This is a genomic window from Streptomyces sp. NPDC016469 (genome assembly GCF_040632905.1).
GTDB lineage: Bacteria > Actinomycetota > Actinomycetes > Streptomycetales > Streptomycetaceae > Streptomyces.
This window is the reverse complement of record NZ_JBEYCQ010000053.1, coordinates 1-24,669: the sequence shown is the minus strand read 5'-3', so window position 1 is coordinate 24,669 and position 24,669 is coordinate 1. Positions and strand designations below refer to the sequence as shown.

Here is a 24,669-nt window from a genome sequence, read left to right as displayed (position 1 = left end):
GGTCTGGGGGGCGCGGACGTCCACGCCGAGACCTCGGGCGTCGCGCACTTCGCGTACGACGACGAGGAGACCTGCATCGCCGAGGTCCGCTACCTGCTGTCCCTGTTGCCGCAGAACAACCGCGAGAACCCGCCCGTGGCACCGACCACCGATCCGGCCGACCGCCGCTCGGACACCCTCCTCGACCTGGTGCCGGTGGACGGCAACCGCCCGTACGACATGGCGGAGGTCATCGAGGAACTCGTGGACGACGGCGAGTACCTGGAGGTCCACGAGCACTGGGCGCGCAACATCATCTGCGCCCTCGCCCGGCTGGGCGGTGAAGTGGTGGGCATCGTCGCCAACCAGCCGAAGTCGCTGGCCGGGGTGCTGGACATCGAGGCGTCCGAGAAGGCCGCGCGCTTCGTGCAGCTCTGCGACGCCTTCAACATCCCGCTCGTGACGCTCCTCGACGTGCCCGGCTTCCTGCCGGGCGTCGACCAGGAGCACGGGGGGATCATCCGGCACGGTGCCAAGCTGCTCTACGCGTACTGCAACGCCACCGTGCCCCGCATCTCGCTGATCCTGCGCAAGGCGTACGGCGGCGCCTACATCGTCATGGACTCGCAGTCGATCGGCGCGGACCTCACGTACGCCTGGCCCACCAACGAGATCGCGGTCATGGGTGCCGAGGGCGCCGCCAACGTCGTCTTCCGTCGGCAGATCGCGGAGGCCGAGGACCCCGATGCGATGCGTGCCCGCATGGTCAAGGAGTACCGGACCGAGCTGATGCACCCTTATTACGCCGCCGAGCGGGGGCTCGTGGACGACGTCATAGACCCGGCCGGGACGCGCGAGGTCCTGATCGCCTCGCTCGTGATGCTGCGCACCAAGCACGCCGACCTGCCGGCCCGCAAGCACGGCAACCCCCCGCAGTAGAGGTCCCTGGAGCCCTCTTGTAAACGGGGCGCGTGGTTTGGTATTGACAAACCGCGCGTCCTGTTTTTAGCTTCGCTGATGACTCATGCGTGAAGAGGGGGAGCACCATGGACATCGAAGTACTGGGCGCGCTGGTCGTCACCGAGGGCGGGTTCTCGGTCACCCCGACGGCGCCCAAGGCCCGGCAGGTACTGGCGCTCCTGGCCGTGCACGCCGACCGTGTCGTCTCCGTGCCCGACCTGATCGAGGAGCTGTGGGGCGGGAATCCGCCGCGCAGCGCCCGTACCACCTTGCAGACCTACGTGTTACAGGTACGCGAGCTCATCGCCGCGGCCCTGGAACGGGCCCCGGGTGACGCCTCGTCGCGTACCGCCAAGGACGTCCTGGTCACCGCACCCGGCGGGTACACGCTGCACACCTCGGGCGGCACCGTCGACGTCCGCGAGTTCGAACGGCTCGTCGGCTGCGGCTACCGCACGAGCGACGCCGGCGACTTCCGGCGCGCCGCACGCGAACTGCGGGACGCGCTCGCCCTGTGGACCGGCTCCGCCCTCCTGGACGTACGGACGGGGCCGCGGCTGGACATGGAGATCCGGCGCCTGGAGGAGACCTGGCTGTGCGCCCTCGACCAGCGCATCGACGCCGACCTGCGCCTCGGCCGGCACCGCGAGCTGCTGAGCGAACTCACGGTCCTGGTCAGCCGGTACCGCACGCACGAGAACCTGCACGCCCACTACATGGTCGCCCTGCACCGCTCGGGCCGGCGCAGCGAGGCGCTGGACGCCTACCACCGGCTGCGGGCCAGGCTCGTCGGTGAGCTGGGGCTCGAGCCATCCGCAGGGCTGCAACGACTGCAGCGCTCCATTCTGAGGGCCGGGTCCGCACCGGCACCCGGGACGGCCGCCGCCGACACCGGCGAGCGGCTGACCCAGGTCGGCTGAGCGCGGGGTCCCACGGTCCTGGGAGGGCGAAATGCAGGAGAGGTCGGAACGCACCAGGCGCAGGCTCATCGACGCCGCCGCGGAGCTGTTCACCCGGAGCGGGTACGCGAGCGCCACGCTCGGCGGGATCGCCGCCGCCGCGGGCGTGACCAAGGGCGCGCTGTACTTCCACTTCCCGTCGAAGGAGGCGCTGGCCGACGCGGTGGCGCTCCACGGCCGCACCCTGCTCGGGGAGTTCCTGGACGAGCGGCGGGCCACCGGCGGCAGGCCGGTGCAGAACCTCATCGACCTGACGCACTGGCTCGCCCTCGTCCGGCGCGAGGACCCGGTCGTCCGGGCCGCCTTCCGGCTGGCCGACGACGGTGTGGCCGGGCCGTCCGGCACCAGCGGCCTGCGCCGGGCGTGGCTCGCCGAGGCCCGGCGCCTGCTGGACGAGGCCGACGCGGCCGGGGAGCTGAGCGGGGAGGCCCGGGGCGACGGCGCCGAGGCGCTGCTCGCCGCCCTGATGTACGGGATGGCGCCGCCCGGAACGGACCGGTCCGCCGGGGCCGGGCCGCGGCCGGAGGACGGCGGGTCCCTGTGGCGGCTGCTGCTGCCGGTGCTCGTGGGCCCCGGGCGGACCGGCCGCTACCGCACGGCGCCGCCACGGCCCTGCGCCGAGGCCGTGCGGGCCGCGTGACATGCCCTCCGCCCCCATCGCGTCGGCCCGGCGCCTGTCCGGAGAACGCCCCATGACCCTCTCACCGCGGGACTGCGTGGCCGCCCCCGCCGACGTCCTGGCCACGCTGCTCGGCCTGCTGGCCGGCGTCACCGGGCGCGAGGCGTGCACCCTGCACCCCTGGCAGCCGTTCCCGGAGATCGGCCTGGACTCGCTGCTCGGCACGGAGTTCGTGGCGACCGTCAACGCCCGCTTCGGCACCGCCATCAAGGGCGCGGCCGTCCTGGATCACCCCAGCCTTGAGGCGTTCGCCCTGCACGTGGCCCGGGAGACGCGGTGCGTGGCCGGCCCCCGGCCCGTCGCCGCCCCGGCCGCGCCGCCGTGCCGTCCGCTGCCGTCGGCCGACGAGCTGCGCGAGGAGCTGGCGCAGGTCCTGGCCTGCGATCCGTGGGACCTGGACCCGTGCGCCCCGTTCAGCGATCTGGGTGTCGACGCGCGGGCGGGCGCGGAGTTCATGACGGCGGTCAACCGGCTGTACGGACTACGGGAACGTGCCGTCGTCCTCCACGACCACCCGGACCTCACCGCGCTCGCCGCTCACCTCGCCACCGCCTGAGTGCCCGTCGCCGCGTTCAGCCGGCGGGTCAGTTCCAGCTGCTGCCTGCCCAGCTCGTCCACCCGGCGGCGCAGCCGGTCCAGTTCGTCCAGGACGCCGGGGGCCACGGGCGCGGACAGGCCGGGGGAGTGGGTGAGCACCGACTCCAGGCGGCCGCGCAGTGCCGGGCCCGGTTCGATGCCGAGGGCGGCGACCAGGCGGCGCCGGGCCCGCTCGTACACGCCGAGGGCCTCGGCCTGGCGGCCGCTGCGGTACAGGGCGACCATGAGCAGGTCGTAGAAGCGCTCGCGCAGCGGGTGGTCGGCGGTCAGCCGCTCCAGGTCGCCGATGCACTCGCCGTGCCGCTCGCAGCGCAGGCTCGCCTCGTACAGCGCCTCCAGCGTGGTGAGCCGCATCTCGTCCAGCCGGTCGGCCTCCGCCGCGCACACCGGCCCCCTGCGGCAGTCCTGGAGCGCCGGGCCGCGCCACAGCTCCAGGGCGCCGTGCAGGATCTTCGCCGCCCGTGCCGGGTCGGTGGCGACGGCCGCCCGCCCCTCGGCCGAGCGCCGGGTGAAGCGCTGGACGTCGGTGGAGGCGCCGCCCAGGTCGAGCAGGTACCCCGTCGGCAGGGTGCTGATCCGTACGTGGCCGTAGTCCCCGGGCGCGGGCAGCAGCCGCCGCAGCCGCGCCACATGGGCCTGGAGGGCGTTCGCCGCGTTACCGGGAGGCGCCCCGTCCCACAGCTCCGCCGCCAGCCGGTCCACGTCGAGCAGCACCCCGGCGTGGGTGACGAAGGAGGCGAGCAGTGCCCGCTGCTTGGAACCGGCCGGGACGATGTCCGTGCCGCCGGTGCCGTCGTGGACCATGACCGGGCCCAGCAGCCGGAACTCGACAGGGCTGTTCGCGGCGGCGGAACGCGCCGCCTTCGGGCGCGGAGTGGCGAGGACGCTCATCGGGTGGCCCTCCCTCGGAATCCGGTCACGGCATGGACGGTAACGACCGCCCGATGGCCGGGGGATACCGCCCGAGTGCCCCTCCAGCCGTCGTCTGCGTGTTCTTGAGGCGGCACACCGGGGGCCGCAATTCGGCCGCAATCCCTGCTTGGAGAGCTGCTCGAACGCTGATCGAGAGAATGAGGCGCGCGGTGTGCCCGGGGCTAGCGTGCCTTGCGCCGACGGCTTTCGGCCACGGGGGCGAAGGCGCCGGCACAGGCGATCACGGCCGGGTCCACCCTGGCCGGTCCTTGGGAGGCCACCGTGCGAATACAGGTTCTGGGTCCGTTGAGCGCCGAGGTCAACGGGATGTCGATCGTGCCCACCGCGGGCAAGCCGCGACAGCTCCTCGCGCTGCTCGCCTTCCATCCGGGCCGCGTCGTGCCCGTGCCCACCCTGATGGAAGAGATCTGGGGCAGCAACTCGCCGCAGAGCGCCATGACCACCCTGCAGACCTACATCCTCCAGTTACGCCGCCGGCTCGGCACCGCCATGGGGCCCGACACCCCCGGCGCCGCCAAGGAGGTCCTGGCCACCCGGCACGGTGGCTATCTGCTCCAGATCCCGCGGGACGCCGTCGACGTGCACCGTTACGAGGAACTGGTGACGGCCGGGCGGGGCGCGTTCGACCGGGGCGAGGACGTCCGGGCGTCCTCGCTCTTCGGTGAGGCGCTCGCCATGTGGCAGGGGTCGGCGCTGGTCGACGTACGGCTGGGCCCCGTCCTCGACATCGAGGTGATGAGGCTGGAGGAGTCGCGTCTGGTCACCGTCGAGCGGCGCATCGACGCGGACCTGCGCTGCGGCCGGCACACCGAGGTCCTCGCCGAGCTCACCGACCTGATCATGCGGCATCCCCAGCACGAGGGGCTGCACTCGCAGGCGATGGTCGCCCTCTACCGGTCCGGCCGCCAGGCCACCGCCCTCGACGTCTACCGCAGGCTGAGACTGCGCCTCGTGGAGGAGCTGGGCGTGGAGCCGTCACCGCAGATGCAGCGGCTGCACCGGGCCATGCTCACCGTCGACCCCGCGCTCGACGTGCTCAGCGGGCCGCGCGGACTGTCCACGTTCGATCTGTACGCGGCCTGAATCCAGGCGGAGCGCGAGCACCGTTCGAGCGGGGATTGCCAGGCTGCGGTCGGAGAGGGCTCACACCCCTACCGCGTGAGAGGACGGCCCATGTCCGACGAACGGCCCGTACGGCTCCACTGCTTCGCGCACGCCGGAGCGGGCGTCTCCGCCTACTACGGCTGGGGCCCGCGCCTCGGCCCCGGCGTCGAGACCGTGCCGCACCTGCTGCCCGGCCGCGAACGCCGGCGCTCCGAGCCGCGCCTCACCCGCCCCGCGGACCTGCTTGCCGACCAGCTGCCCCACTTCACCGGCGAGGGCGGCGGCGCTCCGTACCTTCTGTACGGGCACAGCCTCGGCGCCCTCGTCGCGTACAGCGTCACCCGCGCCCTGCACGAGGCGGGGCTCCCCGGGCCCGCGCTGCTCGTCGTCGGCGCCTGCCCCCCGCCCGACGAGCTGTCCGCCCTGGCCGACCAGTGCCGGGCGGGCGACGAGGAGCTGTTGCGCCTCCTCGGCGAGGCCAACGCCCTGCCCGAGCGCGCCCGGCCCGGCGACTTCTGGCACCAGGCTGTGCTGCCGGTGCTCCGCGACGACCTCGTCCTCGCCCACGAGCTGCGGACGGCCGCCCGCGAACCTTCGCCCGCCGGGCCCCTCGCGGTCCCCGTCCTCGCGGTGGCCGGCGCCGACGACCCGCTGGCCCGGCCCGAGGCCATGGCGCGGTGGCGCGCCTGGACCACCGGCCCCTTCGCCGTCCGCACCGTGCCCGGCGACCACTTCTTCCTCCGGGGCCACGACCTGCCCCGCCTGGTGGGCCGCGCGGCACGCGTGGTGCGCCGTCTCGCCCCGCAGCCGGCGGGTGTCCGATGAGGCGGGTCGTCATCACCGGTGTCGGGGTGGTCGCCCCGGGCGGGATCGGCACCGCCGCGTTCTGGTCGCTGCTGACGGAGGGCCGGACCGCCACCCGTCGCATCACCCGCTTCGACGCCACGTCGTTCCGGTCCCGGATCGCCGCCGAGGCCGACTTCGACCCCGCGCGCCACGGCTTCGGCGCCGGCGACGCCCACCGCCTGGACCGGGTCGCGCAGTTCGCGCTGACCGCCGCCCGCGAGGCCGTCGCCGACAGCGGCCTCGACCTGGCGGCCGGGGGCGAGCGCACGGGCGTGGCCCTGGGCACCGCGGTCGGTTGCAGCAGCGGTCTCGACGAGGTGTACGCGCACGTCAGCGAGGGCGGCGAGCGCTGGCTGCTGGACCCGGCCCGCGCGGAGGAACGGCTCGGCGACTACCTCGTGCCGAGCTCCGTGGCCGCCGAGGTCGCCCGGGACGCCGGGGCGCTCGGCCCCGTCGCCGTCGTCTCGACCGGGTGCACCTCCGGCCTGGACTCGCTCGGGCACGCCGCGGAGCTCATCCGGGAGGGCAGCGCCGACGTGATGCTGGCCGGTGCGTCCGAGGCCCCGATCACCCCGATCACCCTGGCCTCCTTCGACGCGATCCGCGCCACCTCCGCGCGCAACGACGAGCCGGAGACCGCCTCGCGCCCCTTCGACCGGACCCGGGGCGGCTTCGTCCTCGGCGAGGGCAGCGCCGTGCTCGTCCTGGAGGAGTACACGCACGCGGTGCGCCGGGGCGCGCACGTGTACGCGGAGATCGCGGGGTTCGCCAGCCGCTCGAACGCGTACCACATGACCGGACTGCGCCTGGACGGGCGGGAGATGGCCGAGGCCGTCCGTATCGCCCTGGACGAGGCGCGGCTCGACCCGACCGCCGTGGACTACGTCAACGCGCACGGCTCGGGGACGAAGCAGAACGACAAGCACGAGACGGCCGCGTTCAAGGCGAGTCTGGGCGAGCACGCCTACCGGGTGCCGGTCAGCTCCATCAAGTCGATGATCGGGCACTCGCTCGGCGCGATCGGCTCTCTGGAGATCGCCGCGTGCGCGCTGGCCATCGAGCACGACACGGTGCCGCCCACCGCGAATCTGCACGACCCGGACCCGAGTTGCGACCTCGACTACGTACCGCTCGTCGCCCGCGAGCAGCGCACCGACACCGTCCTCAGCGTCGGCAGCGGGTTCGGCGGCTTCCAGAGCGCGATGGTGCTCACCGCACCCCGGACGGAGGCGCACCGATGACCGCACTCGCACCCGCCCGGACCGCGACCGCGGCCGTCACCGGCATCGGCGTCGCCGCACCCGGCGGCGTCGGCACCGAGACCTGGTGGTCGGCGGTCCTGCGCGGTCACCGCGCCATCGGCCCCGTCACCCGGTTCGACGCCTCCGGCTACCCGGCCGTCCTCGCCGGGGAGGTCACCGGATTCGACGACGCGGCGCACGTCCCGGCCAAGCTGCTGCCGCAGACCGACCGGGTGACCCGGCTCGCCCTCGCGGCGGCGGCCGAGGCCATCACCGACGCGGACATCGACCCGGCCGCCCTCCCCGAGTACGGCATGGGCGTCGTCACCGCCAACGGCGCGGGCGGCTTCGAGTTCGGCCAGCGCGAGCTCCAGGAGCTGTGGAGCAAGGGCAGCCGGTACGTGGGCGCCTTCCAGTCCTTCGCCTGGTTCTACGCCGCCAACTCCGGGCAGATCTCCATCCGGCACGGTCTGCGCGGCCCCAGCGGTGTCGTCGTCTCCGAGCAGGCGGGCGGCCTCGACGCGATGGCCCAGGCCCGGCGCCAGCTGCGCAGGGGCGGCCGGGCCGTTCTCACCGGCGGCTTCGACGCGACGGTGTGCCCCTGGGGCTTCACCGCCCACCTCGCCGCCGGCGGCCTGAGCACCCGGCGCGACCCGGCCGACGCCTACCTCCCGTTCTCCGCAGACGCCTCGGGGCACGTCGTGGGGGAGGGCGGCGCCCTGCTCGTCGTGGAGGACGGCGACGCCGCGCACGCCAGGGGAGCCCGCGTCCTCGGCACCGTCGAGGGCTGCGCCGCCACCTTCGACCCCGCGCCCGGACGCGGCGCACCCCGCCTGCTCGACGCCGCTCGCCTCGCCCTCGCCGACGCCGGGACCGACGCGGCGGACGTGGACGTGGTCTTCGCGGACGCCGCCGGGGACCCGGACGCCGACCGCGCCGAGGCCGCCGCGCTCGCCGCCCTCTTCGGCCCGTACGGGGTGCCGGTCACGGCCCCGAAGTCGTTGTTCGGGCGCCTCGGTTCGGGCGGGTCCGCCCTCGATCTGGCGGCGGCCCTGCTCGCCCTGCGCGACCAGGTCGTCCCGCCCGGCGCACCGGTCGGCCGGCTCGCCGACGACTGCCCGGTGGACCTGGTGACCGGCGCGCCCCGCCCGGCGCGGCTGCGGCACGCCCTGGTCCTCGCACGCGGCCGGGGCGGGTTCAACGCGGCGGCCGTGGTGCGCGCGCCTCGCGCGTGAGCGCCGTACACCGCTGAGCACCACCCGTACGCACACCCGTACCAGGAAGGAACACCGTGGACCGCCTGCACCTGACCGACCTTGCCGCCCTCCTGCGCGACGCCGCCGGCAGCGACGAGGGCGTGCCGCTGGACGAGGCCGCCCTGGACACCCTCTTTCTCGACCTGGGGTACGACTCGCTGGCTCTGCTCCAGGTCACCGGCGTCGTCGAGCGCGACTACGACGTGGCACTGGACGAGGAGGCGCTGGACGAGGCGCAGACCCCGCGCGCGTACCTCGACCTCGTCAACGGGGCGCTGAGCTCCCGGTCGGCGGCCTGAATGCGGGACGGCCGGCTCACCGAGATCGCCGACGGTGTCCACGCCCATGTCCAGGGCGACGGCGGCTGGTGCCTGAACAACTCCGGGCTGCTCGCCGGCGGCGGTGAGAGCGCCCTGGTCGACACCGTCGCCACCCTGGACCGGGCCCGCGCCCTGCGCGCCCGGGTCCTGGCGGTCACGGCCGGACCGCCCCGCTACCTGGTCAACACGCACTTCCACGGCGACCACACCTTCGGCAACTGCGTCTTCCCGGAAGCGGTCGTCGTCGGCCACGCGCGGGCCCGGGACGAGGCCGCCGCGGCCGGCCTGCACCTGACGGGGCTCTGGCCCGAGGTGCGCTGGGGGGACCTGGAGGTCGTCGTCCCGCAGGTCACCTTCGAGGAGCGGATGACGCTGTACGTGGGGGAGCTGCGGGCCGAACTCCTGCACGTGGGACCCGCGCACACCTGCGGCGACACCGTGGTGTGGCTGCCCGGGCAGCGCGTCCTGTTCGCCGGTGACGTGGTGATGAACGGCGTCACCCCGTTCTGCCCCATGGGCTCCGTCAGCGGCTCCCTGCGCGCCCTCGCCGAGCTGCGCGCCCTGGAACCGCTCACGGTCGTACCCGGCCACGGACCGGTCGGCGGCCCGGAACTCCTCGACGCCGACGCGGGGTACTTCCGCCGCCTCCAGGAGCTCGCCCGCGAGGGCGTCGCCGCCGGCCTGACCCCGTACGACGTCGCCCGGGAAGCGGGACCCGGCCCGTACGCCGGGCTCCTGGACTCCGAGCGCCTGGTGCCCAATCTGCACCGCGCCTACGCGGAGGAGCGCGGCGCCCTCCCGGGCGCGCCCCTCGACATCGGGGCGCTGTTCCAGGAGATGGCCCGGTACCACGGCGGTCTGCCGGTCTGCCGCGCCTGACGCCTTCTACACCAGCACCGGGGCCGGGTAGCCGGCCGTGAGGTCGTCCCGTGACACCACCCGGTTCCGCACCCGCAGCCGGCCCCGGCAGCGCACCAGTTCGTCCGCCATCACGCAGAACCGGTGCACCGCGGGCACGCCGCCCCGGGGCGTCGCGAAGACCAGCGCGTAGGCGCGGGTGTGCAGGACGCCGCCCGGGCGGACGTCCACGTCGAGCATCCCGATCCAGTGGCGCAGCTGCCCGCCCTCCCGTTCCTGACGGGCCCGGTTGCGGTGGACGTTGGCGGCCAGCTCCGCACGCCCGTGCACCGGGCTGTCCAGCGTGGGCACGCTGAACACGGCGTCCTCGGTGAACGTGGCGGCCCAGCGCTCGGCCTCGTGCCGGTCGAAGAGCTGCATCTGGTGGGCGTAGAACTGCTGCACCTCGGCATACAGCGAACCGAAGTCCGAGGTGTCCGGCGCGGGTCCGGTGAGGTGCGTGGTGTCGGCCGTCATCGTGTCTTCCTTCTCATCCGCAGGGGTCTTCGGGCGGTTCTTCGGGCGGTTCTCACCCACCTTCCGTGGTGCTGATCGAGCGCTCTTCAAAGATTCCTCAAGCGCACCGGCGGAGGGTGATGGCAATCCGGAGGTAAAGGCCGCCGGTGGACGACGGAAGGGGACCCCGGTGCGCGACACCCCGTACGGCGAACTCCTGGTGGACGGACTGCTGCGGCGCGCGGCGCGGCGCGACCCCGAAGGCACCGCCGTGCGCACCGCGACCCGCGTGCTGCGCTTCGCCGAACTCGACGCCTACGCCGACCGGATCGCCGGATGGCTCTCCTCGGCGGGCGCCGGCCGCGGTACCCGGGTCGGGGTCACCCACGTCCTCACCCCGGAGTTCGCCGCCGCGTACCACGGGGTCGTGCGGGCGGGTGCCACGGTCGTCCTGGTCAACCCGCTGCTCCCGCGGGAAGGGCTGCGCCATGTGCTCGGCACGTCGGGCGCCGAGATCGTCCTCGCGCCCGCCGCCACCGCCGCGTCCCTCACGGGGATCGCATCCGGGCTGCCAACCCTGCGCACCGTGGTCGTCATGGACGGGAGGGCCCCCGCCGGCACCGTCCCGCTGCACGAGCTGATTGCCGGGGCACAGCCGTACACCGGGCCGGCCGCAGCCCCGGACGATGTGGCGTGCGTGCAGTTCACCACCGGGACCACCGGCGCCCCCAAGGGGGTCCTGCTGACCCATCGCAACGTGGTCGCCAACGCGTGGCAGACCGCCGACGCGCACGGCCTGACCGGCGCGTCGGTGACCCTCAACCACCTGCCGCTGTACCACGTCATGCACCTGAACTCGGCCCTGTACGCGGGGGCTTGCCAGGTCCTCTGCCAGGACCCCGACCCCTTCGCCTCGCTCGGCGCCGCCGCCGGCGCGGGGGCCACGCACTACTACGGGCTGCCCGCCCGGCTGCACGCCCTGGCCTCCGACGAGCGCCTGGCGGCGGGCGGTGCGCCGGACGGGCTGCGGCTGACCGCCGTGCTCTCCGGCGGATCGGCGCTGCGGCCGCAGGCGGCGCGCGTCCTGGAGGAACGGCTCGGCGTGCCCGTCATCCAGGGCTACGGCATGGCCGAGCTGTCCCCGCTCACGCACAGCCAGCGGCCCGGCCGCTACCGCCACGGCACCGTCGGCTCCGTCGTCGCCGGCACCGAGTGCCGCATCGTGGACCTGACGACCCGGCGCCCGCTCGGCCCCTGGTCGGTCGGCGAGGTGATGGTGCGGGGGCCGCAGCTGATGGCCGGTTACCTGGGCGACGCGCACCCCGCCCGGGTCGACGCGGACGGCTTCTTCGCCACCGGGGACGTCGGCCGCCTGGATGACGAGGGCAACCTCAGCCTGGTCGACCGGCTCGCCGACGTCTTCAAGTACGACAACGAGATCGTGTCGCCCAGCCGCGTCGAGCGGATACTCGCCGACGACCCCCGGGTTGCCGACTGCCTGGTCGCGGACTGGCCCGACCCCGAGCACGGCGCCCTGGTGTGGGCCGGGATCGTGCTGCGCGAGGACGCCGGGGCGGGCGGCGACCCGTACGGCCACGGCGTGCTCGACGTGCTCGACGCCATCACCGAACGCGCCAACGAACGCCTCGGCCGCTTCGAGCAGATCCGCTTCGCCGAGGCCATCGACACCGTGCCGCGCACCCCCACCGGAAAGCCCCGGCGGCGCGCCGTCCGCCAGAAGCTGCGCGCCAGCGCCGCCCTGTGACCGCCCCGACGACCATCCGCCTCACCACCCCGGGAGACCGACCATGGTGAACTCCGGCACGGAGCCGGCCGCCCCGCCGCAGGTGCTGATCGCGGGCGCCGGCCCCGTCGGCCTGACCGCCGCCCACGAGCTGGCCCGCCGCGGCCTGCGGGTCCGCCTGATCGACGCGGCACCCGGCCCCGCGCGCACCAGCCGCGCCGTCGCCACCCACCCGCGCACCCTGGAGACGTACGACCAGATGGGCGTCGTGGACGCCATGCTCGCCCGGGGCCGCCGGAACGCCGCCTTCACCATGTACGCCGAGGGCCGCCGGCTGGTCCGCCTCCAGGCCGACTACGCGTCGATGCCGACCGCGTACCCCTTCACGCTGGTCATCGGCCAGACCGAGACCGAGGCCGTACTGCGCGACGCCGTGGCCCGGCTCGGCGTCGACATCGAGTGGGGCGTCCGGCTGACCGGCCTCGACCAGCACCCGGACGGGGTGCGGGTGACCCTGGAGGACGCCGACGGCACCCGGCGCACCGCGGACGCCTCGTGGCTGATCGGGTGCGACGGCGGCCACAGCACCGTCCGCAAGCTCCTCGGCCTGGAACTCGCCGGCATCAGCAGCGAGACGTGGATGCTGGCCGACGCACCGGTCACGATGGACCTGCCGCCCGACACCATCTACTGGGCGCACACCGGCGGACAGGCCCTGATGATGGTGCCCTACGCGCGCGAGGGCCACTGGCGCCTCCTCGACACCGTGCCGGACCGCGACCCCGCCGGTGCCGAGGAACGCCTGAGCGCGAAGCTGTCCAAGGGCCTGGGCCGCCCGGTCACCGTCGGCGCCAGCGAGTGGACGTCCGTCTTCACGTTCCAGCAGCGCCGGGTCGACCGGATGCGGGAGGGCCGGGTCTTCGTCGCGGGCGACGCCGCCCATGTGCACAGCCCCGCCTCGGGCCAGGGCATGAACACCGGCATCCAGGAGGCGTACAACCTCGCCTGGAAGCTCGCCCAGGTCGAACAGGGCCACGCCGCGGAACCGTTGCTCGACAGCTACGGCGCCGAGCGCGTGCCCATCGGCGCCGCCCTCCTCGACTCCACCCGCACCGCCACCGTCCTCGTGCAGCTCAAGAACCTGCTCGCCGCGGCCGTGCTGCCCGTCGTCTTCACCGTCGTACGCAACGTCACCCCGCTGCGCCGCGCCATTCAGCGCAAGGTCCTCGGCGGGATGTCCGGGCTGCGCATCGGCTACGGCGCATCCCCGCTCACCACCCCCGGGAACGCCGCCACCGGGCCCGCCCCGGGCGTGCGCGCCAGGGCCGTCGCGCTGGACGGACTGGAACCCACCGTGCGCGAGGCGTTCGCCGCCGAGCTGCGGGACGTGCGGTGGAGCCTGCTGCTCGGGGCCGGCGGCACCGGACCCGGCGACGTGCCCGTGGGCGTCGCCGTCACCGCGGCCGCCCAGTACGCCGAGTGGCTCTCCGTGCGCACCGTCGGCGGTCGCGCCGACGGCTCCGAGGGCCCCGCACCGCTCACGGACCCCGGCGCCGCGCTGCGCACCGCGCTCGGCCTGCGCCCCGGCTCCTGGCTCCTGGTGCGCCCCGACGGGTACGTCGCCGCGCGCGGGCCCGTGCTCAGCCGGACCGCCCTGGACCGGGCCCTCGCCCCGGTCGGGCCGTCCGCCCCGCTCGCGCTGCCGGCCCGTCCGGAGCCGCGCGCCGTTTCCGTATCCCTGGCCACGACGAAGGAGCACCGCCCATGACCGCCACCCCCGAGACCCGTCCCGTCGCCCTGGTGACCGGCGGCACGAGCGGTATCGGCCTGGAAGTGGTCCGTACGCTCGGCCGCGCCGGACACCGCGTCTTCCTGTGCGCCCGTACCGACGCCGCCGTCAAGGAGACCGTCGACGCCCTGCGCGACGAGGGCCTCGACGTCTCCGGGCAGGCCGCCGACGTGCGCTCCCGCGAGGACGTCGCCGCCCTGGTGCGCGCCGCCGTCACCGCGTACGGGCCGCTGACCGTCCTCGTCAACAACGCCGGCCGCAGCGGTGGCGGCGTGACCGCCGAGCTCACCGACGAGCTCTGGTACGACGTCATCGACACCAACCTCAACAGCGTCTTCCTGGTGACCCGCGAGGCCCTGGCGAACGGCGGGCTCCAGGACGCCGCCGCCCGGGGCCGGATCATCAACATCGCCTCCACCGCCGGCAAGCAGGGCGTCCTGCTCGGCGCCCCGTACAGCGCCTCGAAGCACGGCGTCGTCGGCTTCACCAAGGCGCTCGGCCGCGAGCTGGCGCCGACCGGTGTCACCGTCAACGCCGTCTGCCCCGGTTACGTCGAGACGGCGATGGCCCAGCGGGTGCGCGCGGGGTACGCCGCCGCCTGGGACACCACCGACGAGGACGTCCTCGCCCGGTTCGAGGCGAAGATCCCCCTCGGGCGCTACTCCACCCCCCAGGAGGTCGCGGCCCTGGTCGGCTACCTGGCGTCCGGGCCCGCCGCCTCCATCACGGCGCAGGCCCTCAACGTCTGCGGCGGCCTGGGCAACTTCTGACCGTCCCCAGTCAGTGAGCACGAACAACCGAGAAAGAGGTGTGTGGTGTCGGACGTACGTGTGCACCGGACGAGGCACAGTGTCGACGTGGACGCCCAGCCGGGCGTCGTCTACGGGCTGATCGCGGACGCCGAGCGCTGGCCGCTGTTCTTCCCGCCCAACGTGCATGTGGAGCGCCTGGAGTTCGACGGCCGGGACGAGCGGCTGCGCATGTGGGCGACCGCCAACGGCGATGTGCGGTCCTGGCTCTCCGAGCGGGCCCAGGACCCGGCGGCGCGCCGCATCACCTTCCGGCAGACCCGGCCGCAGGCCCCGGTCGAGACCATGGAGGGCACCTGGATCGTCGAGGAGCGCCCCGGCGGCGGGGCCCGGCTGGTCCTGCTGCACGACTTCACCGTCGCCGGGGACCGCCCCGACGACGTGCGCTGGGTCGAGACCGCCTGCGACACCAACTCCCGCGCCGAGCTGGCCAGTCTGAAGGGGATCGCGGAGCGCTGGACCCTCCTGGACGACCTCGTCCTGTCCTTCGAGGACTCGGTGCGCGTTCACGGGCCGGCGGAGCTGGTGTACGACTTCCTGTACCGCGTCGGCGACTGGCCCGAGCTGGTCCCGCACGTCTCGCGCCTCGACCTCACCGAGCCGGCGCCCGGCGTCCAGGTCATGGCCATGGACACCGTCACCGCCGACGGCAGCACGCACACCACCGAGTCCGTCCGCATCTGCTTCCCGCACGCCGGGCGCATCGTCTACAAGCAGACCGCCACCCCCGCCCTGATGGAGGCGCACACCGGCGAGTGGTCCGTGGTGCCCGACGAGACCGGTGTCACCGTCGTCTCCCAGCACACCGTCGTCCTCCGCGAGAGCGCCGTCGAACGGGTGCTGGGCGCGGGCGCCGGCCTGCCCGAGGCCCGCCGGTACGTACGCGAGGCGCTGGGCCGCAACTCGACGGCCACGCTCAACCTGGCCAAGCGGCACGCGGAGACCGCGATCCGGATGTTGTGAGACACCCCCAGGGCGTGTCCGGACCGGTCGTGGAGCGGTTCCCGAGCGGGTCTCCACCGCGTCGCGAGCGGCCGCCCGCAGGGTCGAGCCACGCCCACCCGCACCCCGTGCCCGTACGACGAAGGAGGCGGACGCCGCCGTCATGACCACCATCGCAGAGCTCCCCGGGCGCCCCGCCCCCACTCCCTCCTCCTCTTCCCCCGCCCCCGGCCGCGCGGACGCGGACGCCCTCGACCGGGCGCGACGCCTGGAAGCACGGCTCGGTGACCCCTACGACCCCGCCAACCCGCACGGGTTCGCCGCCCTGTTCGACGCCGACGCCCGCCGCACCCCGCCCGAGGCGACCGAGGCGCTGCTCACCGACGAAGGGCTCGGCGCCGAATGCGTGCCCGTCGCCCTGGGCGGCCGGCTGACCCGCGCCGATCTGCTGGCCCGGGCCGTGCGGCCGGTGTTCCGGCGTGACCTGGGGCTGGGCATGGGCCACGGACTCATCTCGCTCTTCGCGGCGGGCGCCGTGTGGGCGGCCGGGGACGAGCCGCAGCGCCGTGAGACCGCCCGTCTGCTGCTGGGCGGCGGCCGGATCGCGATCCTGCACCACGAACTCGCCCACGCCAACGCCATCCTGCGCCACGAGTTCACCGCCCGCCCGGCCCCCGGCGGACGCCGGATCAGCGGCCGCAAGGACGTCATCCTCAACGCCTCCCGCGCCGACCTCCACGTCGTCTACGCCCGCACCGACGACGCCCCCGGCCCGCGCAGCCACTCCGTCCTGCTGCTGGACCCGGCCGGACAGGACCCGGCACACCTGCGCCACCTGCCCCGGGTCGAGAGCTCCGGAATGCGCGGGGCCCTCTTCTCCGGACTCGAGTTCGCCGAGCTGCCCGTGCCGGATGACGCGCTCGTCGGCCACCCCGGCGACGGGGCCGGCATCGCCCTGCGCGCCTTCCAGGTGAACCGGAGTCTCATCTGCGGGCTCGTCACCGCCGCCGCCGGAACGGTCCTGCACTCCGCCGCGCGCGCCGCGACGGAGGGCCGCGGCAACGGGGTCTCCCGGCGCCGGCACAAGCCGCTCACCGGAGTCTTCGCCGACCTCCTGGCCTGCGACGCGATGTCCACCACCGTCCTGCGCGCCCTGAGCCTGCTGCCCGCGAGCGCCCACCTCTTCGCCGCCGCCGTCAAATACGTGGTGCCCGAACTGCTGCGGGAGAACCTGGAAGAGCTCGCCACGGTGCTCGGCGCCCGCGGCTACGACCACGCGAGCCCCGCGTACGGGGCGCTCGGCAAGCTCAGCCGCGACCTGCCCGTCGCCGGGCTCGGGCACGCCGGAAGCGCCTCCTGCCAGTCCGTCCTGGTGCCCCAGCTGCGCGGCCTCGCCGAACGCTCCTGGTTCGCCGAACCGGAGCCGCCCGCCGAGCTGTTCACCGCCGGTGCCGAGCTGCCCCACCTGGACTACCGGCTCCTCGGCATCGCGGGCGGCGGCGACTTCATGGCCGCCTCCCTCGTCGCGACCGCCGAACGGCTCGCCCCGCTCCGCGACGCCGGCGGGCACACCGGCGCTCTGGCCGGGCTCGCCGAGGCGTTCGCCACCGAGCTGCGCGGGCTGCGCGCCCAGTGCCGCCGCATCCCGGCCGGTCCCTCCGCCCTCGCCGACCCGGCCGTCGTCCGGCTCAGCGACCGCTACAGCCGCATCGTCGGCGCCGCCGCCGTGCTCGCCGTCTGGGAGGGCCAGGACGGCGCCGACCCGTTCCTCGCCGATCCCGCCTGGGCCGTGCTCGCCCTCACCCGGGCCGGGCAGCGCCTCGGCATCCCCGTGCCCGCCCTGCCCGACGGCGTCCAGGACCAGGTGCTCGACGAGCTGGTCCGCCGGCACGGCGAGGGACTGGGCTACGACCTCGACGCGCTCCCGTACGCGCCGTGACCCCCCGAGGCCAGGAAGGCAGGCCATGACGAGCATCCCCGCGCCCGGTGCCGGGCGGATCAGCGCACCCCTCCACGTCGCGGGGCCCGGCGCGCCCTGGCACCTGGTGCGCGAGGCCATGGACCGACACGGCAACGCCGTCGTCCACACCACCTGGGGCGAGTGGCTGGGGGCGGCCGTCACCCAGCCGGCCCTGCGCCACCTGCTCGGCGGCGACTGGCAGCGCTACCGGCGCACCCAGGACCCCACGCTGCGCTACCGGTTCCTCGCCTCGCGCCTCGTCACCAAGTACACGGCGGCGGCCGCCCTGCGCACCGGACCGGCCGAGCTCGACCTCGCGTACCGGATCGGCGGCCGGCCGTATCTGCGCAGCCTCGACCAGATCGACGTGAGCCTCACGCACACCGAGGACATGATCGCCGTCGGCATCAGCCGCAACGGCCGGATCGGCGTCGACGTCGAACCCGCCACCCGGCCCATGTCGTACGACCTGCTCCAGGGACACGTACTGACGCCCGCCGAGCGCGGGGCGCTGGAACACCTCCCGGAGAGGGAGCGGGCGGCGCGGCTGCTGCGTCTGTGGACGCTCAAAGAGGCGTACACCAAGGCGCTCGGGCAGGGGCTGCGGCTCGACTTCACCGAGTTCGGCTTCGCCGAGGGCGGCGGCGAACTGCTCGCGCCCGACGGCCGGCCCGCCGCCGACGGCGAGTGGGCGTTCGCCACCCACCGGGTCCTGGGCGGCCGGTACATGCTGAGCGTCGCCTGCCACGACACGGGCCTGGCCGCCTCCGCCGACACCACGGTCCGCACCATGCTGGACGCCGGTTTCGCGGGAGCGGTCACCGAACTGCTGGGCTGAATCGTGCGCTGCTCGGCCCCGCGTCCAGTCCCGCTGGAGGAAGACGCGGGGCCTTCGCATGCCCGCGTACGGTACGGAACCGGTCGCCTCCCCGACGGAATCCTGCGGGACCGCGGCGCCCCACCACCGGACCACCGCCGTGTCAGTGCCGTGTCAGTGCCGTGTGGGCGGGCCCTCGCATACTCGTTCCGCATTCGCCGACAGAGGGGAGGGAGGGGGTCTCCCGCATGCGCGCCACAGCCGGTCCGCCGCGCTCCCGCATGTGTGCCCCGCAGGACGATGACCACCGACCACTCCTCGCACACCACCGCCGCCCGGGCCACCCCCGGCGGCCCGATGACCGTCGTCCTCGACCTCACGGACCAGGACCCGGCCGGACCGCCCGTCCTGGAGCTGCGCGGCCCCGTGGACCCGCACCGCGTCGAGGCCGCCCTCGACCGCCTGGGCCGGCTCGGTACGCGCCCCGCCCCCGCCTGGCGGCCGCGCCTGGAACCCGCCGATGACGGGCACCACACCCTGCGCCTGACCCCGGACGGGCCGCCGGCCGGCGACGCGCCCTTTCCCGCCGGGCTCCTCGCGGACCTGCTCACCGTCACGGAGAGCGGCCCCGGGCCCGCACCCCGGATCGAGCCGACGCCGCTGCAACGGGAACTCCTCGCGGACGCGGACGCGCACCCCGGCACCGAGGGCTGGTGCGAACAGCTCGCGGTCACCTGGTCCGGGCCGCTCGACCCGGCACGGCTCGCCGCCGCCTGGCAGTCCGTCGCCGAACGGGAGAGCGTGCTGCGGGCCGCCTTCGAGGAGGGGCCCGAGCCGTGGATCGTCTGCCACGAGGGCGCGGGGACCGAAGTGCTGCGCTTCCCGCTCGGCAGCGTGGACTGGCACGCGCTGGTCGAGGCCGACCGGCGCCGGGGGCTCGATCCGCGCCGGCCCGGACCGCTGCGCGTCACCTTCCTGGGCGGCGGCCCGGACGCGGCGGGCAGGACCCGCGTCCTGCTGAGCTTCCACCCGGCGCTTCTCGACGACTGGAGCGTGCGGCTGCTGCTGCACGAGTTCTACCGCGCCTACCTGGCCGGCGGTGAGCTGCCCGGCGGCGCCCGCCGCCCCGACCTCGGCGACTACTCGCGCTGGCTCGCGGCCCAGGACACCGCCCCGGCCCGCGAGTTCTGGCGCGGCGCTCCGCCCGGCCCCGCCACGTATCCGCCCGCCGGCGGCGGCACCGGCCAGGTCCGTACCCGGATCACGCCCGAGGAGAGCGAACGGCTCGCCGCGTGGGCGGGGGGCCTCGGCTGCCCGGAGAGCAGCGCCCTGCACGCCGTGTGGGCGCTGGCCCTCTACCGGGCCGGCGGCCACGAGGGCGCGGCCGACATCAGCTTCAGCGCGGCGGTCTCCGGCCGGGGCATCCTCCTCGACGGTGTCGAACGGCTGCCCGCCGCCCTGCGCAACCCGCTGCCGATGACCGCCGGCGTCAACCCGTACGCCCCGCTCACCGAACTCCCGGCCCGCCTGCGCGACCAGGTCCTGGACGTGTCCGGGTACGAGTGGGTGTCGCAGGGGCGCATCCGGTCCTGGACCCGGCCCGGCGGCCCCGCCGCGCCGACGGCCGTCCCGCGCACCGGCAGCCTCGTCGTCTTCGAGAACCGGCCGCGCCCGCCCGGCGACCTCGCACCGGCGCTCGCCGCGCTGGGCGTCCGCGTCAGCACCCCCGAGACGCTGGGAGCGCGCACCGGTTTCCCGCTCACGCTCGTCGCCCACCGGGACGACGAGGGGGGCCTCGTGCTCACCGCCACCTGCCTCGGGACGGGCCTCGCCCAGGCCGAGGACCTGCTCACCAGGACCGCGCACGCCCTGCGCGAACTGCCGCGTACGGCGACGCCCGCGATGACGGTCGGCGGGGCGCTCGCGCTCCTCGCGGGACCGCCGGACCGGGCGCCGCGCGGACGGCCGGGCACCCGGCGCGGGGCCGCGCTGACGGAGCTGCGGCCCGCCTCGCGCCCCGGCACCGGCACCGTCTGCCTGGTCCGGGCGCCGGGGACCCCGCTGTCCTCGCTGACCCGGGTCGCCTATGCCTACCGGGGGCCCGAGGCCGTGGTGCTGCTGCGGCCGCCGCCGTACGCGGACGCCTCCGCACCGGCCGCCGAGGCCGTGGTGGGGGCGCTGACCGACCTCGGCGGCCCTCTCGTGCTCGGCGCGTTCTGCGGGGGCGGCGAGCGTGCGTACGCGCTCGCCAGGCAACTCGTCGCGGCCGGACGCAGGCCGCCCGGAGTGGTCCTCACCGGCACCGCGACGCCGGCCGGGACCTTCGCCCACATCCTCGAAGCGGTGGTCCGCCGCACCCGGTGACCGCCGCGGTCACGCCAACCGCCCCACCTCACACCTCAGGAGAGTCATGACGACACGTCTGTTCACCTCGGAGTCCGTGACCGAGGGACACCCCGACAAGATCGCCGACCAGATCAGCGACGCGATCCTGGACGCGCTCCTCGCACAGGACCCGGGTTCCCGCGTCGCGGTGGAGACCCTGATCACGACCGGGCAGGTCCACATCGCGGGCGAGGTGACGACGTCGGCGTACGCGGACGTGCCGGGCATCGTGCGCGAGACCATCCTCGACATCGGCTACGACTCCTCCGCCAAGGGCTTCGACGGCACCTCCTGCGGGGTCTCCGTCTCCATCGGCGCGCAGTCCCCGGACATCGCGCAGGGCGTCGACACGGCGTACGAGAAGCGCGTCGACGGCTCCGGCGACGACGCGCTCGACCAGCAGGGCGCCGGCGACCAGGGGCTGATGTTCGGCTACGCGTGCGACGAGACGCCGAGCCTGATGCCGCTGCCGATCGACCTGGCGCACCGGCTCTCGCGCCGCCTCACCGAGGTACGCAAGAACGGCACCGTCCCCTACCTGCGCCCCGACGGCAAGACCCAGGTGACGATCGGCTACCTGGGCAGCCGCCCGGTGCGCCTGGACACGGTCGTCGTCTCCAGCCAGCACGCCGCGGACATCGACCTGGAGGGCCTGCTCGCCCCCGACATCCGCGAGCACGTCGTGGAGCATGTCCTGAACGAACTCGCCGACGAGGGCATCAAGCTGGAGACCGACGACTACCGGCTCCTGGTCAACCCGACCGGCCGCTTCGAGATCGGCGGCCCGATGGGCGACGCCGGCCTCACCGGCCGCAAGATCATCATCGACACGTACGGGGGCTACGCCCGCCACGGCGGCGGTGCCTTCTCCGGCAAGGACCCGTCGAAGGTGGACCGCTCGGCGGCGTACGCGACGCGCTGGGTCGCCAAGAACGTCGTCGCCGCCGGCCTCGCCACCCGCTGCGAGGTCCAGGTCGCGTACGCGATCGGCAAGGCCGAGCCGGTCGGTCTCTTCGTGGAGACCTTCGGCACCGCGAAGGTCGCGCAGGCCCGGATCGAGAGCGCCATCCGCGAGGTCTTCGACCTGCGCCCGGCCGCCGTCATCCGCGACCTGGACCTGCTGCGCCCCATCTACCGGCAGACCGCCGCCTACGGGCACTTCGGCCGCGAACTGCCCGACTTCACCTGGGAGCGCACCGACCGCGTCGAGCAGCTCAAGGCCGCCGCCGGTCTCTGACCGGCGTCCACCGGCCCAGTCGAGAGGGACAGGGATTCGTATGCGTATCGCGGTGACAGGCTCCATAGCCACCGACCACCTGATGGTCTTCCCGGGCCGGTTCGCGGACCAGCTCATCGCCGACCAGCTCGCCCATGTGTCGCTCTCGTTCCTCGTGGACGACCTGGAGGTGCGGCGCGGCGGAGTGGCGGCCAACATCGCCTTCGGGCTCGGCTCGCTCGGACTGGATCCGCTGCTGGTCGGTGCCGTCGGCAGCGACTTCGCCACGTACGAGGTGTGGCTCAAGGAGCACAGGGTCGACACCGGTGCGGTGCGCGTGAGCGACGAGCGGCAGACCGCCCGTTTCTCGTGCATCACCGACCAGGACGACAACCAGATCGCGGCGTTCTACGCGGGCGCCATGGCGGAGGCCCGGGAGATCGACCTGGCGGCGGAGGCGGCCCGGGCCGGCGGCGTCGGCTTCGTCCTCGTCGCGCCGGACGACCCGGCCGCCATGCTGCGGCACACCGCGGCCTGCCGGACCCTCGGCGTCCCCTTCGCCGCCGACCCCTCCCAGCAGCTCGCCCGCCTGGACGGGGACGAGGTGCGCGAGCTGGTCGACGGCGCCCGGTGGCTGTTCACCAACGAGTACGAGGCGGCGCTCCTGCTGGAACGCGCCTCCTGGGACCGCGACGACGTGCTGGGCCGCGTCGGCAGCTGGGTCACCACGCTCGGCGCGCGGGGCGTCCGCATCGAGAGCGCCGGCGCCCCCGCCCTGACGGTGCCGGGCATCGCGGGCGTCGAGACGGCCGACCCGACCGGGGTGGGCGACGCGTTCCGCGCGGGCTTCCTCGCCGCCACCGTCCGGGGCGCCGGCCCGGAGCAGGCGGCCCGGCTGGGCTGCGCGGTCGCCTCGCTGGCGCTGGGGGCCGTGGGCTCCCAGGCGTACGAGCCGGAGGCCGGCCGCCTGCTGGACATCCTGCGGCGGCAGTACGGCTCCGGGGCGGCGGCCGCGCTCGCTCCCGTCCTGGGCGGTGCGTCATGACCGCGGGGGAGCGGGTCGCCGCGCTCCGGGAGGCGCTCGCCACCCGTGTGGTGGTGGCCGACGGCGCGATGGGCACCATGCTCCAGGCCCAGGACCCCACGCTCGACGACTTCCAGCAGCTGGAAGGGTGCAACGAGGTCCTCAACGCGACCCGCCCCGACATCGTGCGCTCGGTCCACGACGCGTACTTCTCGGCGGGCGTGGACTGCGTCGAGACGAACACCTTCGGGGCCAACCACGCGGCGCTCGGCGAGTACGACATCCCCGAGCGGGTCCACGAGCTGTCCGAGGCCGGTGCGCGCATCGCCCGCGAGGCCGCCGACGCGTTCACCGCGTCCACCGGTGAGCAGCGCTGGGTGCTCGGCTCCATGGGGCCCGGCACCAAGCTGCCCTCGCTCGGTCACATCCGGTACGCCACGATCCGGGACGGCTTCCAGGCGAACGCCGAGGGGCTGCTCGCCGGCGGCGCCGACGCGCTGATCGTGGAGACGACGCAGGACCTCCTCCAGACGAAGGCCGGCCTGGTCGGCGCGCGCCGCGCGATGGACGCGACGGGGGTCCGGGTCCCGCTGATCTGCTCGCTCGCCTTCGAGACGACCGGAACGATGCTCCTCGGCTCGGACATCGGCGCGGCGCTCACGGTCCTGGAACCGCTGGGCATCGACCTCATCGGCCTGAACTGCTCGACCGGACCGGCCGAGATGACCGAGCACCTGCGCCACCTGGCCCGCCACTCGGCGACCCCCCTGATGTGCATGCCCAACGCGGGTCTGCCCGTGCTGGGCGCGGACGGCGCCTCCTTCCCGCTCGGGCCGGACGGCCTGGCGGACGCGCAGGAGGCGTTCGTACGGGACTACGCCCTGTCGCTGGTGGGCGGCTGTTGCGGGACGACCCCGGACCACCTGCGGGCCGTCGTGGAACGCGTACGGGGCATCGTGCCGCCGGACCGGGCCCCGCAGCCGGAGCCGGGCGCCGCGTCGCTCTACCAGACGGTGCCGTTCCGCCAGGACACGGCGTACCTGGCGATCGGTGAGCGTACGAACGCCAACGGGTCCAAGAAGTTCCGTGAGGCCATGCTCGAAGGCCGCTGGGACGACTGCGTCGAGATGGCCAGGGAGCAGGTCCGCGAGGGCGCGCACATGCTCGACCTGTGCGTGGACTACGTGGGCCGCGACGGCGTCGCCGACATGGACGAGCTCGCGGGCCGCCTGGGGACCGCGTCGACGCTGCCGATCGTGCTGGACTCCACCGAGGTGGACGTGTTGCGGACCGGCCTGGAACGGCTGGGCGGACGGGCCGTCGTCAACTCCGTCAACTACGAGGACGGCGACGGGCCCGAGTCCCGCTTCGCCAAGGTCACCCAGCTGGCCGCGGAGCACGGCGCCGCGCTGATCGCGCTGACCATCGACGAGGAGGGCCAGGCCCGCACCGTCGAGCACAAGGTGGCCATCGCGGAACGGCTGATCGCCGACCTGACCGGCACCTGGGGCATCCGCGAGTCGGACATCCTCATCGACACCCTGACCTTCACCATCTGCACCGGTCAGGAGGAGTCCCGCAAGGACGGGATCGCCACCATCGGGGCGATCCGGGAGCTGAAGCGGCGTCACCCGGACGTCCAGACGACCCTGGGTCTCTCCAACATCTCCTTCGGCCTGAACCCGGCCGCCCGCGTGGTGCTCAACTCGGTCTTCCTGGACGAGTGCGTGAAGGCGGGCCTGGATTCGGCGATCGT

The 24,669-nt window shown here is 74.6% G+C and carries 22 protein-coding genes; 20 read left to right on the top strand and 2 right to left on the bottom strand.

All coding sequences use genetic code 11. The annotated features are described in order from the left end of the window. The 4 genes from ABZ565_RS33985 to ABZ565_RS33970 form a co-directional block, all read left to right on the top strand. The coding region (locus ABZ565_RS33985; RefSeq protein WP_361035792.1) for a carboxyl transferase domain-containing protein at positions 1 to 918 on the top strand (918 nt) is incomplete at its 5' end. Positions 919 to 1,025: 107 nt separating this feature from the next. Next, positions 1,026 to 1,859 carry an AfsR/SARP family transcriptional regulator gene (locus ABZ565_RS33980; RefSeq protein ID WP_361035789.1) on the top strand — a complete coding sequence of 278 codons (834 nt, stop codon included), beginning with the start codon at positions 1,026 to 1,028 and terminating at the stop codon, positions 1,857 to 1,859. Positions 1,860 to 1,890: 31 nt separating this feature from the next. Further along, the gene (locus ABZ565_RS33975) at positions 1,891 to 2,538 is read left to right on the top strand and encodes a ScbR family autoregulator-binding transcription factor (RefSeq protein ID WP_361035786.1); all 648 of its coding nucleotides are present in this window, start codon (positions 1,891 to 1,893) and stop codon (positions 2,536 to 2,538) included. Positions 2,539 to 2,590: 52 nt separating this feature from the next. Beyond that, on the top strand, positions 2,591 to 3,133 hold the full coding sequence (locus ABZ565_RS33970) for an acyl carrier protein (RefSeq protein ID WP_361035783.1): 543 nt from the start codon (positions 2,591 to 2,593) through the stop codon (positions 3,131 to 3,133). On the opposite strand, the gene ABZ565_RS33965 is transcribed toward ABZ565_RS33970, so the two are convergent. Continuing rightward, on the bottom strand, positions 3,115 to 4,065 hold the full coding sequence (locus ABZ565_RS33965) for an AfsR/SARP family transcriptional regulator (RefSeq protein WP_361035780.1): 951 nt from the start codon (positions 4,063 to 4,065) through the stop codon (positions 3,115 to 3,117). The genes ABZ565_RS33970 and ABZ565_RS33965 overlap by 19 nt on opposite strands. 303 nt (positions 4,066 to 4,368) lie before the next feature. Between ABZ565_RS33965 and ABZ565_RS33960 the strand changes: the two genes are divergently transcribed. The 6 genes from ABZ565_RS33960 to ABZ565_RS33935 all read left to right on the top strand — a co-directional run bounded on the left by ABZ565_RS33960 (position 4,369) and on the right by ABZ565_RS33935 (position 9,753). Further along, complete coding sequence (locus tag ABZ565_RS33960; RefSeq protein WP_361035777.1) at positions 4,369 to 5,190, top strand: AfsR/SARP family transcriptional regulator; 822 nt, start codon at positions 4,369 to 4,371, stop codon at positions 5,188 to 5,190. Between the two features lie 90 nt (positions 5,191 to 5,280). After that, complete coding sequence (locus tag ABZ565_RS33955) at positions 5,281 to 6,036, top strand: thioesterase domain-containing protein (RefSeq protein WP_361035774.1); 756 nt, start codon at positions 5,281 to 5,283, stop codon at positions 6,034 to 6,036. Further along, on the top strand, positions 6,033 to 7,298 hold the full coding sequence (locus ABZ565_RS33950; protein ID WP_361035771.1) for a beta-ketoacyl-[acyl-carrier-protein] synthase family protein: 1,266 nt from the start codon (positions 6,033 to 6,035) through the stop codon (positions 7,296 to 7,298). Before ABZ565_RS33955 ends, ABZ565_RS33950 begins: the two co-directional genes overlap by 4 nt. Then, positions 7,295 to 8,533 carry a beta-ketoacyl synthase N-terminal-like domain-containing protein gene (locus ABZ565_RS33945; protein WP_361035769.1) on the top strand — a complete coding sequence of 413 codons (1,239 nt, stop codon included), beginning with the start codon at positions 7,295 to 7,297 and terminating at the stop codon, positions 8,531 to 8,533. Before ABZ565_RS33950 ends, ABZ565_RS33945 begins: the two co-directional genes overlap by 4 nt. A gap of 56 nt (positions 8,534 to 8,589) precedes the next feature. Next, the gene (locus tag ABZ565_RS33940) at positions 8,590 to 8,853 is read left to right on the top strand and encodes an acyl carrier protein (RefSeq protein WP_361035766.1); all 264 of its coding nucleotides are present in this window, start codon (positions 8,590 to 8,592) and stop codon (positions 8,851 to 8,853) included. Beyond that, on the top strand, positions 8,854 to 9,753 hold the full coding sequence (locus tag ABZ565_RS33935) for an MBL fold metallo-hydrolase (RefSeq protein ID WP_361035762.1): 900 nt from the start codon (positions 8,854 to 8,856) through the stop codon (positions 9,751 to 9,753). Positions 9,754 to 9,759: 6 nt separating this feature from the next. On the opposite strand, the gene ABZ565_RS33930 is transcribed toward ABZ565_RS33935, so the two are convergent. After that, complete coding sequence (locus ABZ565_RS33930) at positions 9,760 to 10,248, bottom strand: nuclear transport factor 2 family protein (RefSeq protein ID WP_361035759.1); 489 nt, start codon at positions 10,246 to 10,248, stop codon at positions 9,760 to 9,762. 169 nt (positions 10,249 to 10,417) lie between these two features. On the opposite strand from ABZ565_RS33930, the gene ABZ565_RS33925 reads away from it, so the two are divergent. The 10 genes from ABZ565_RS33925 to ABZ565_RS33880 form a co-directional block, all read left to right on the top strand. Then, positions 10,418 to 11,992 (top strand): class I adenylate-forming enzyme family protein, encoded by a 1,575-nt coding sequence (locus ABZ565_RS33925; RefSeq protein ID WP_361035756.1) that lies wholly within the window; start codon positions 10,418 to 10,420, stop codon positions 11,990 to 11,992. Positions 11,993 to 12,035: 43 nt separating this feature from the next. Further along, on the top strand, positions 12,036 to 13,739 hold the full coding sequence (locus tag ABZ565_RS33920) for an FAD-dependent oxidoreductase (protein ID WP_361035753.1): 1,704 nt from the start codon (positions 12,036 to 12,038) through the stop codon (positions 13,737 to 13,739). Further along, positions 13,736 to 14,530 carry an SDR family NAD(P)-dependent oxidoreductase gene (locus ABZ565_RS33915; protein WP_361035750.1) on the top strand — a complete coding sequence of 265 codons (795 nt, stop codon included), beginning with the start codon at positions 13,736 to 13,738 and terminating at the stop codon, positions 14,528 to 14,530. The genes ABZ565_RS33920 and ABZ565_RS33915 overlap by 4 nt, the downstream gene beginning before the upstream one ends. Positions 14,531 to 14,575: 45 nt before the next feature. Next, complete coding sequence (locus ABZ565_RS33910) at positions 14,576 to 15,532, top strand: aromatase/cyclase (protein WP_361035747.1); 957 nt, start codon at positions 14,576 to 14,578, stop codon at positions 15,530 to 15,532. A gap of 142 nt (positions 15,533 to 15,674) precedes the next feature. Beyond that, positions 15,675 to 17,450, top strand: coding sequence for an acyl-CoA dehydrogenase (locus ABZ565_RS33905; RefSeq protein WP_361035744.1), 1,776 nt, complete (start codon positions 15,675 to 15,677; stop codon positions 17,448 to 17,450). Between the two features lie 25 nt (positions 17,451 to 17,475). Further along, a complete protein-coding gene (locus ABZ565_RS33900; RefSeq protein WP_361035741.1) occupies positions 17,476 to 18,309 on the top strand; it encodes a 4'-phosphopantetheinyl transferase superfamily protein in 834 nt (277 codons plus the stop codon). A 279-nt stretch (positions 18,310 to 18,588) separates the two neighbouring features. After that, on the top strand, positions 18,589 to 20,652 hold the full coding sequence (locus ABZ565_RS33895; protein ID WP_361035738.1) for a condensation domain-containing protein: 2,064 nt from the start codon (positions 18,589 to 18,591) through the stop codon (positions 20,650 to 20,652). 46 nt (positions 20,653 to 20,698) lie between these two features. Next, the gene (gene metK, locus ABZ565_RS33890; RefSeq protein WP_361035735.1) at positions 20,699 to 21,910 is read left to right on the top strand and encodes a methionine adenosyltransferase; all 1,212 of its coding nucleotides are present in this window, start codon (positions 20,699 to 20,701) and stop codon (positions 21,908 to 21,910) included. 40 nt (positions 21,911 to 21,950) lie between these two features. Then, entirely contained in the window at positions 21,951 to 22,934 is a 984-nt protein-coding gene (locus tag ABZ565_RS33885; RefSeq protein ID WP_361035732.1) for a carbohydrate kinase family protein, read from the top strand. Further along, positions 22,931 to 24,669 (top strand): homocysteine S-methyltransferase family protein (locus ABZ565_RS33880; protein WP_361035729.1); only part of this gene is annotated, 1,739 nt, incomplete at its 3' end. The genes ABZ565_RS33885 and ABZ565_RS33880, both read left to right, overlap by 4 nt.

Coding starts and splice junctions, on each gene's coding strand:
- ABZ565_RS33900 (WP_361035741.1), top strand. CDS start 17,476: ATGACGAGCATCCCCGCGCCCGGTGCCGGGCGGATCAGCGCACCCCTC.
- ABZ565_RS33935 (WP_361035762.1), top strand. CDS start 8,854: ATGCGGGACGGCCGGCTCACCGAGATCGCCGACGGTGTCCACGCCCAT.
- ABZ565_RS33965 (WP_361035780.1), bottom strand. CDS start 4,065: ATGAGCGTCCTCGCCACTCCGCGCCCGAAGGCGGCGCGTTCCGCCGCC.
- metK (WP_361035735.1), top strand. CDS start 20,699: ATGACGACACGTCTGTTCACCTCGGAGTCCGTGACCGAGGGACACCCC.
- ABZ565_RS33955 (WP_361035774.1), top strand. CDS start 5,281: ATGTCCGACGAACGGCCCGTACGGCTCCACTGCTTCGCGCACGCCGGA.
- ABZ565_RS33970 (WP_361035783.1), top strand. CDS start 2,591: ATGACCCTCTCACCGCGGGACTGCGTGGCCGCCCCCGCCGACGTCCTG.
- ABZ565_RS33945 (WP_361035769.1), top strand. CDS start 7,295: ATGACCGCACTCGCACCCGCCCGGACCGCGACCGCGGCCGTCACCGGC.
- ABZ565_RS33895 (WP_361035738.1), top strand. CDS start 18,589: ATGACCACCGACCACTCCTCGCACACCACCGCCGCCCGGGCCACCCCC.
- ABZ565_RS33915 (WP_361035750.1), top strand. CDS start 13,736: ATGACCGCCACCCCCGAGACCCGTCCCGTCGCCCTGGTGACCGGCGGC.
- ABZ565_RS33885 (WP_361035732.1), top strand. CDS start 21,951: ATGCGTATCGCGGTGACAGGCTCCATAGCCACCGACCACCTGATGGTC.
- ABZ565_RS33930 (WP_361035759.1), bottom strand. CDS start 10,248: ATGACGGCCGACACCACGCACCTCACCGGACCCGCGCCGGACACCTCG.
- ABZ565_RS33905 (WP_361035744.1), top strand. CDS start 15,675: ATGACCACCATCGCAGAGCTCCCCGGGCGCCCCGCCCCCACTCCCTCC.
- ABZ565_RS33950 (WP_361035771.1), top strand. CDS start 6,033: ATGAGGCGGGTCGTCATCACCGGTGTCGGGGTGGTCGCCCCGGGCGGG.
- ABZ565_RS33980 (WP_361035789.1), top strand. CDS start 1,026: ATGGACATCGAAGTACTGGGCGCGCTGGTCGTCACCGAGGGCGGGTTC.
- ABZ565_RS33975 (WP_361035786.1), top strand. CDS start 1,891: ATGCAGGAGAGGTCGGAACGCACCAGGCGCAGGCTCATCGACGCCGCC.
- ABZ565_RS33920 (WP_361035753.1), top strand. CDS start 12,036: ATGGTGAACTCCGGCACGGAGCCGGCCGCCCCGCCGCAGGTGCTGATC.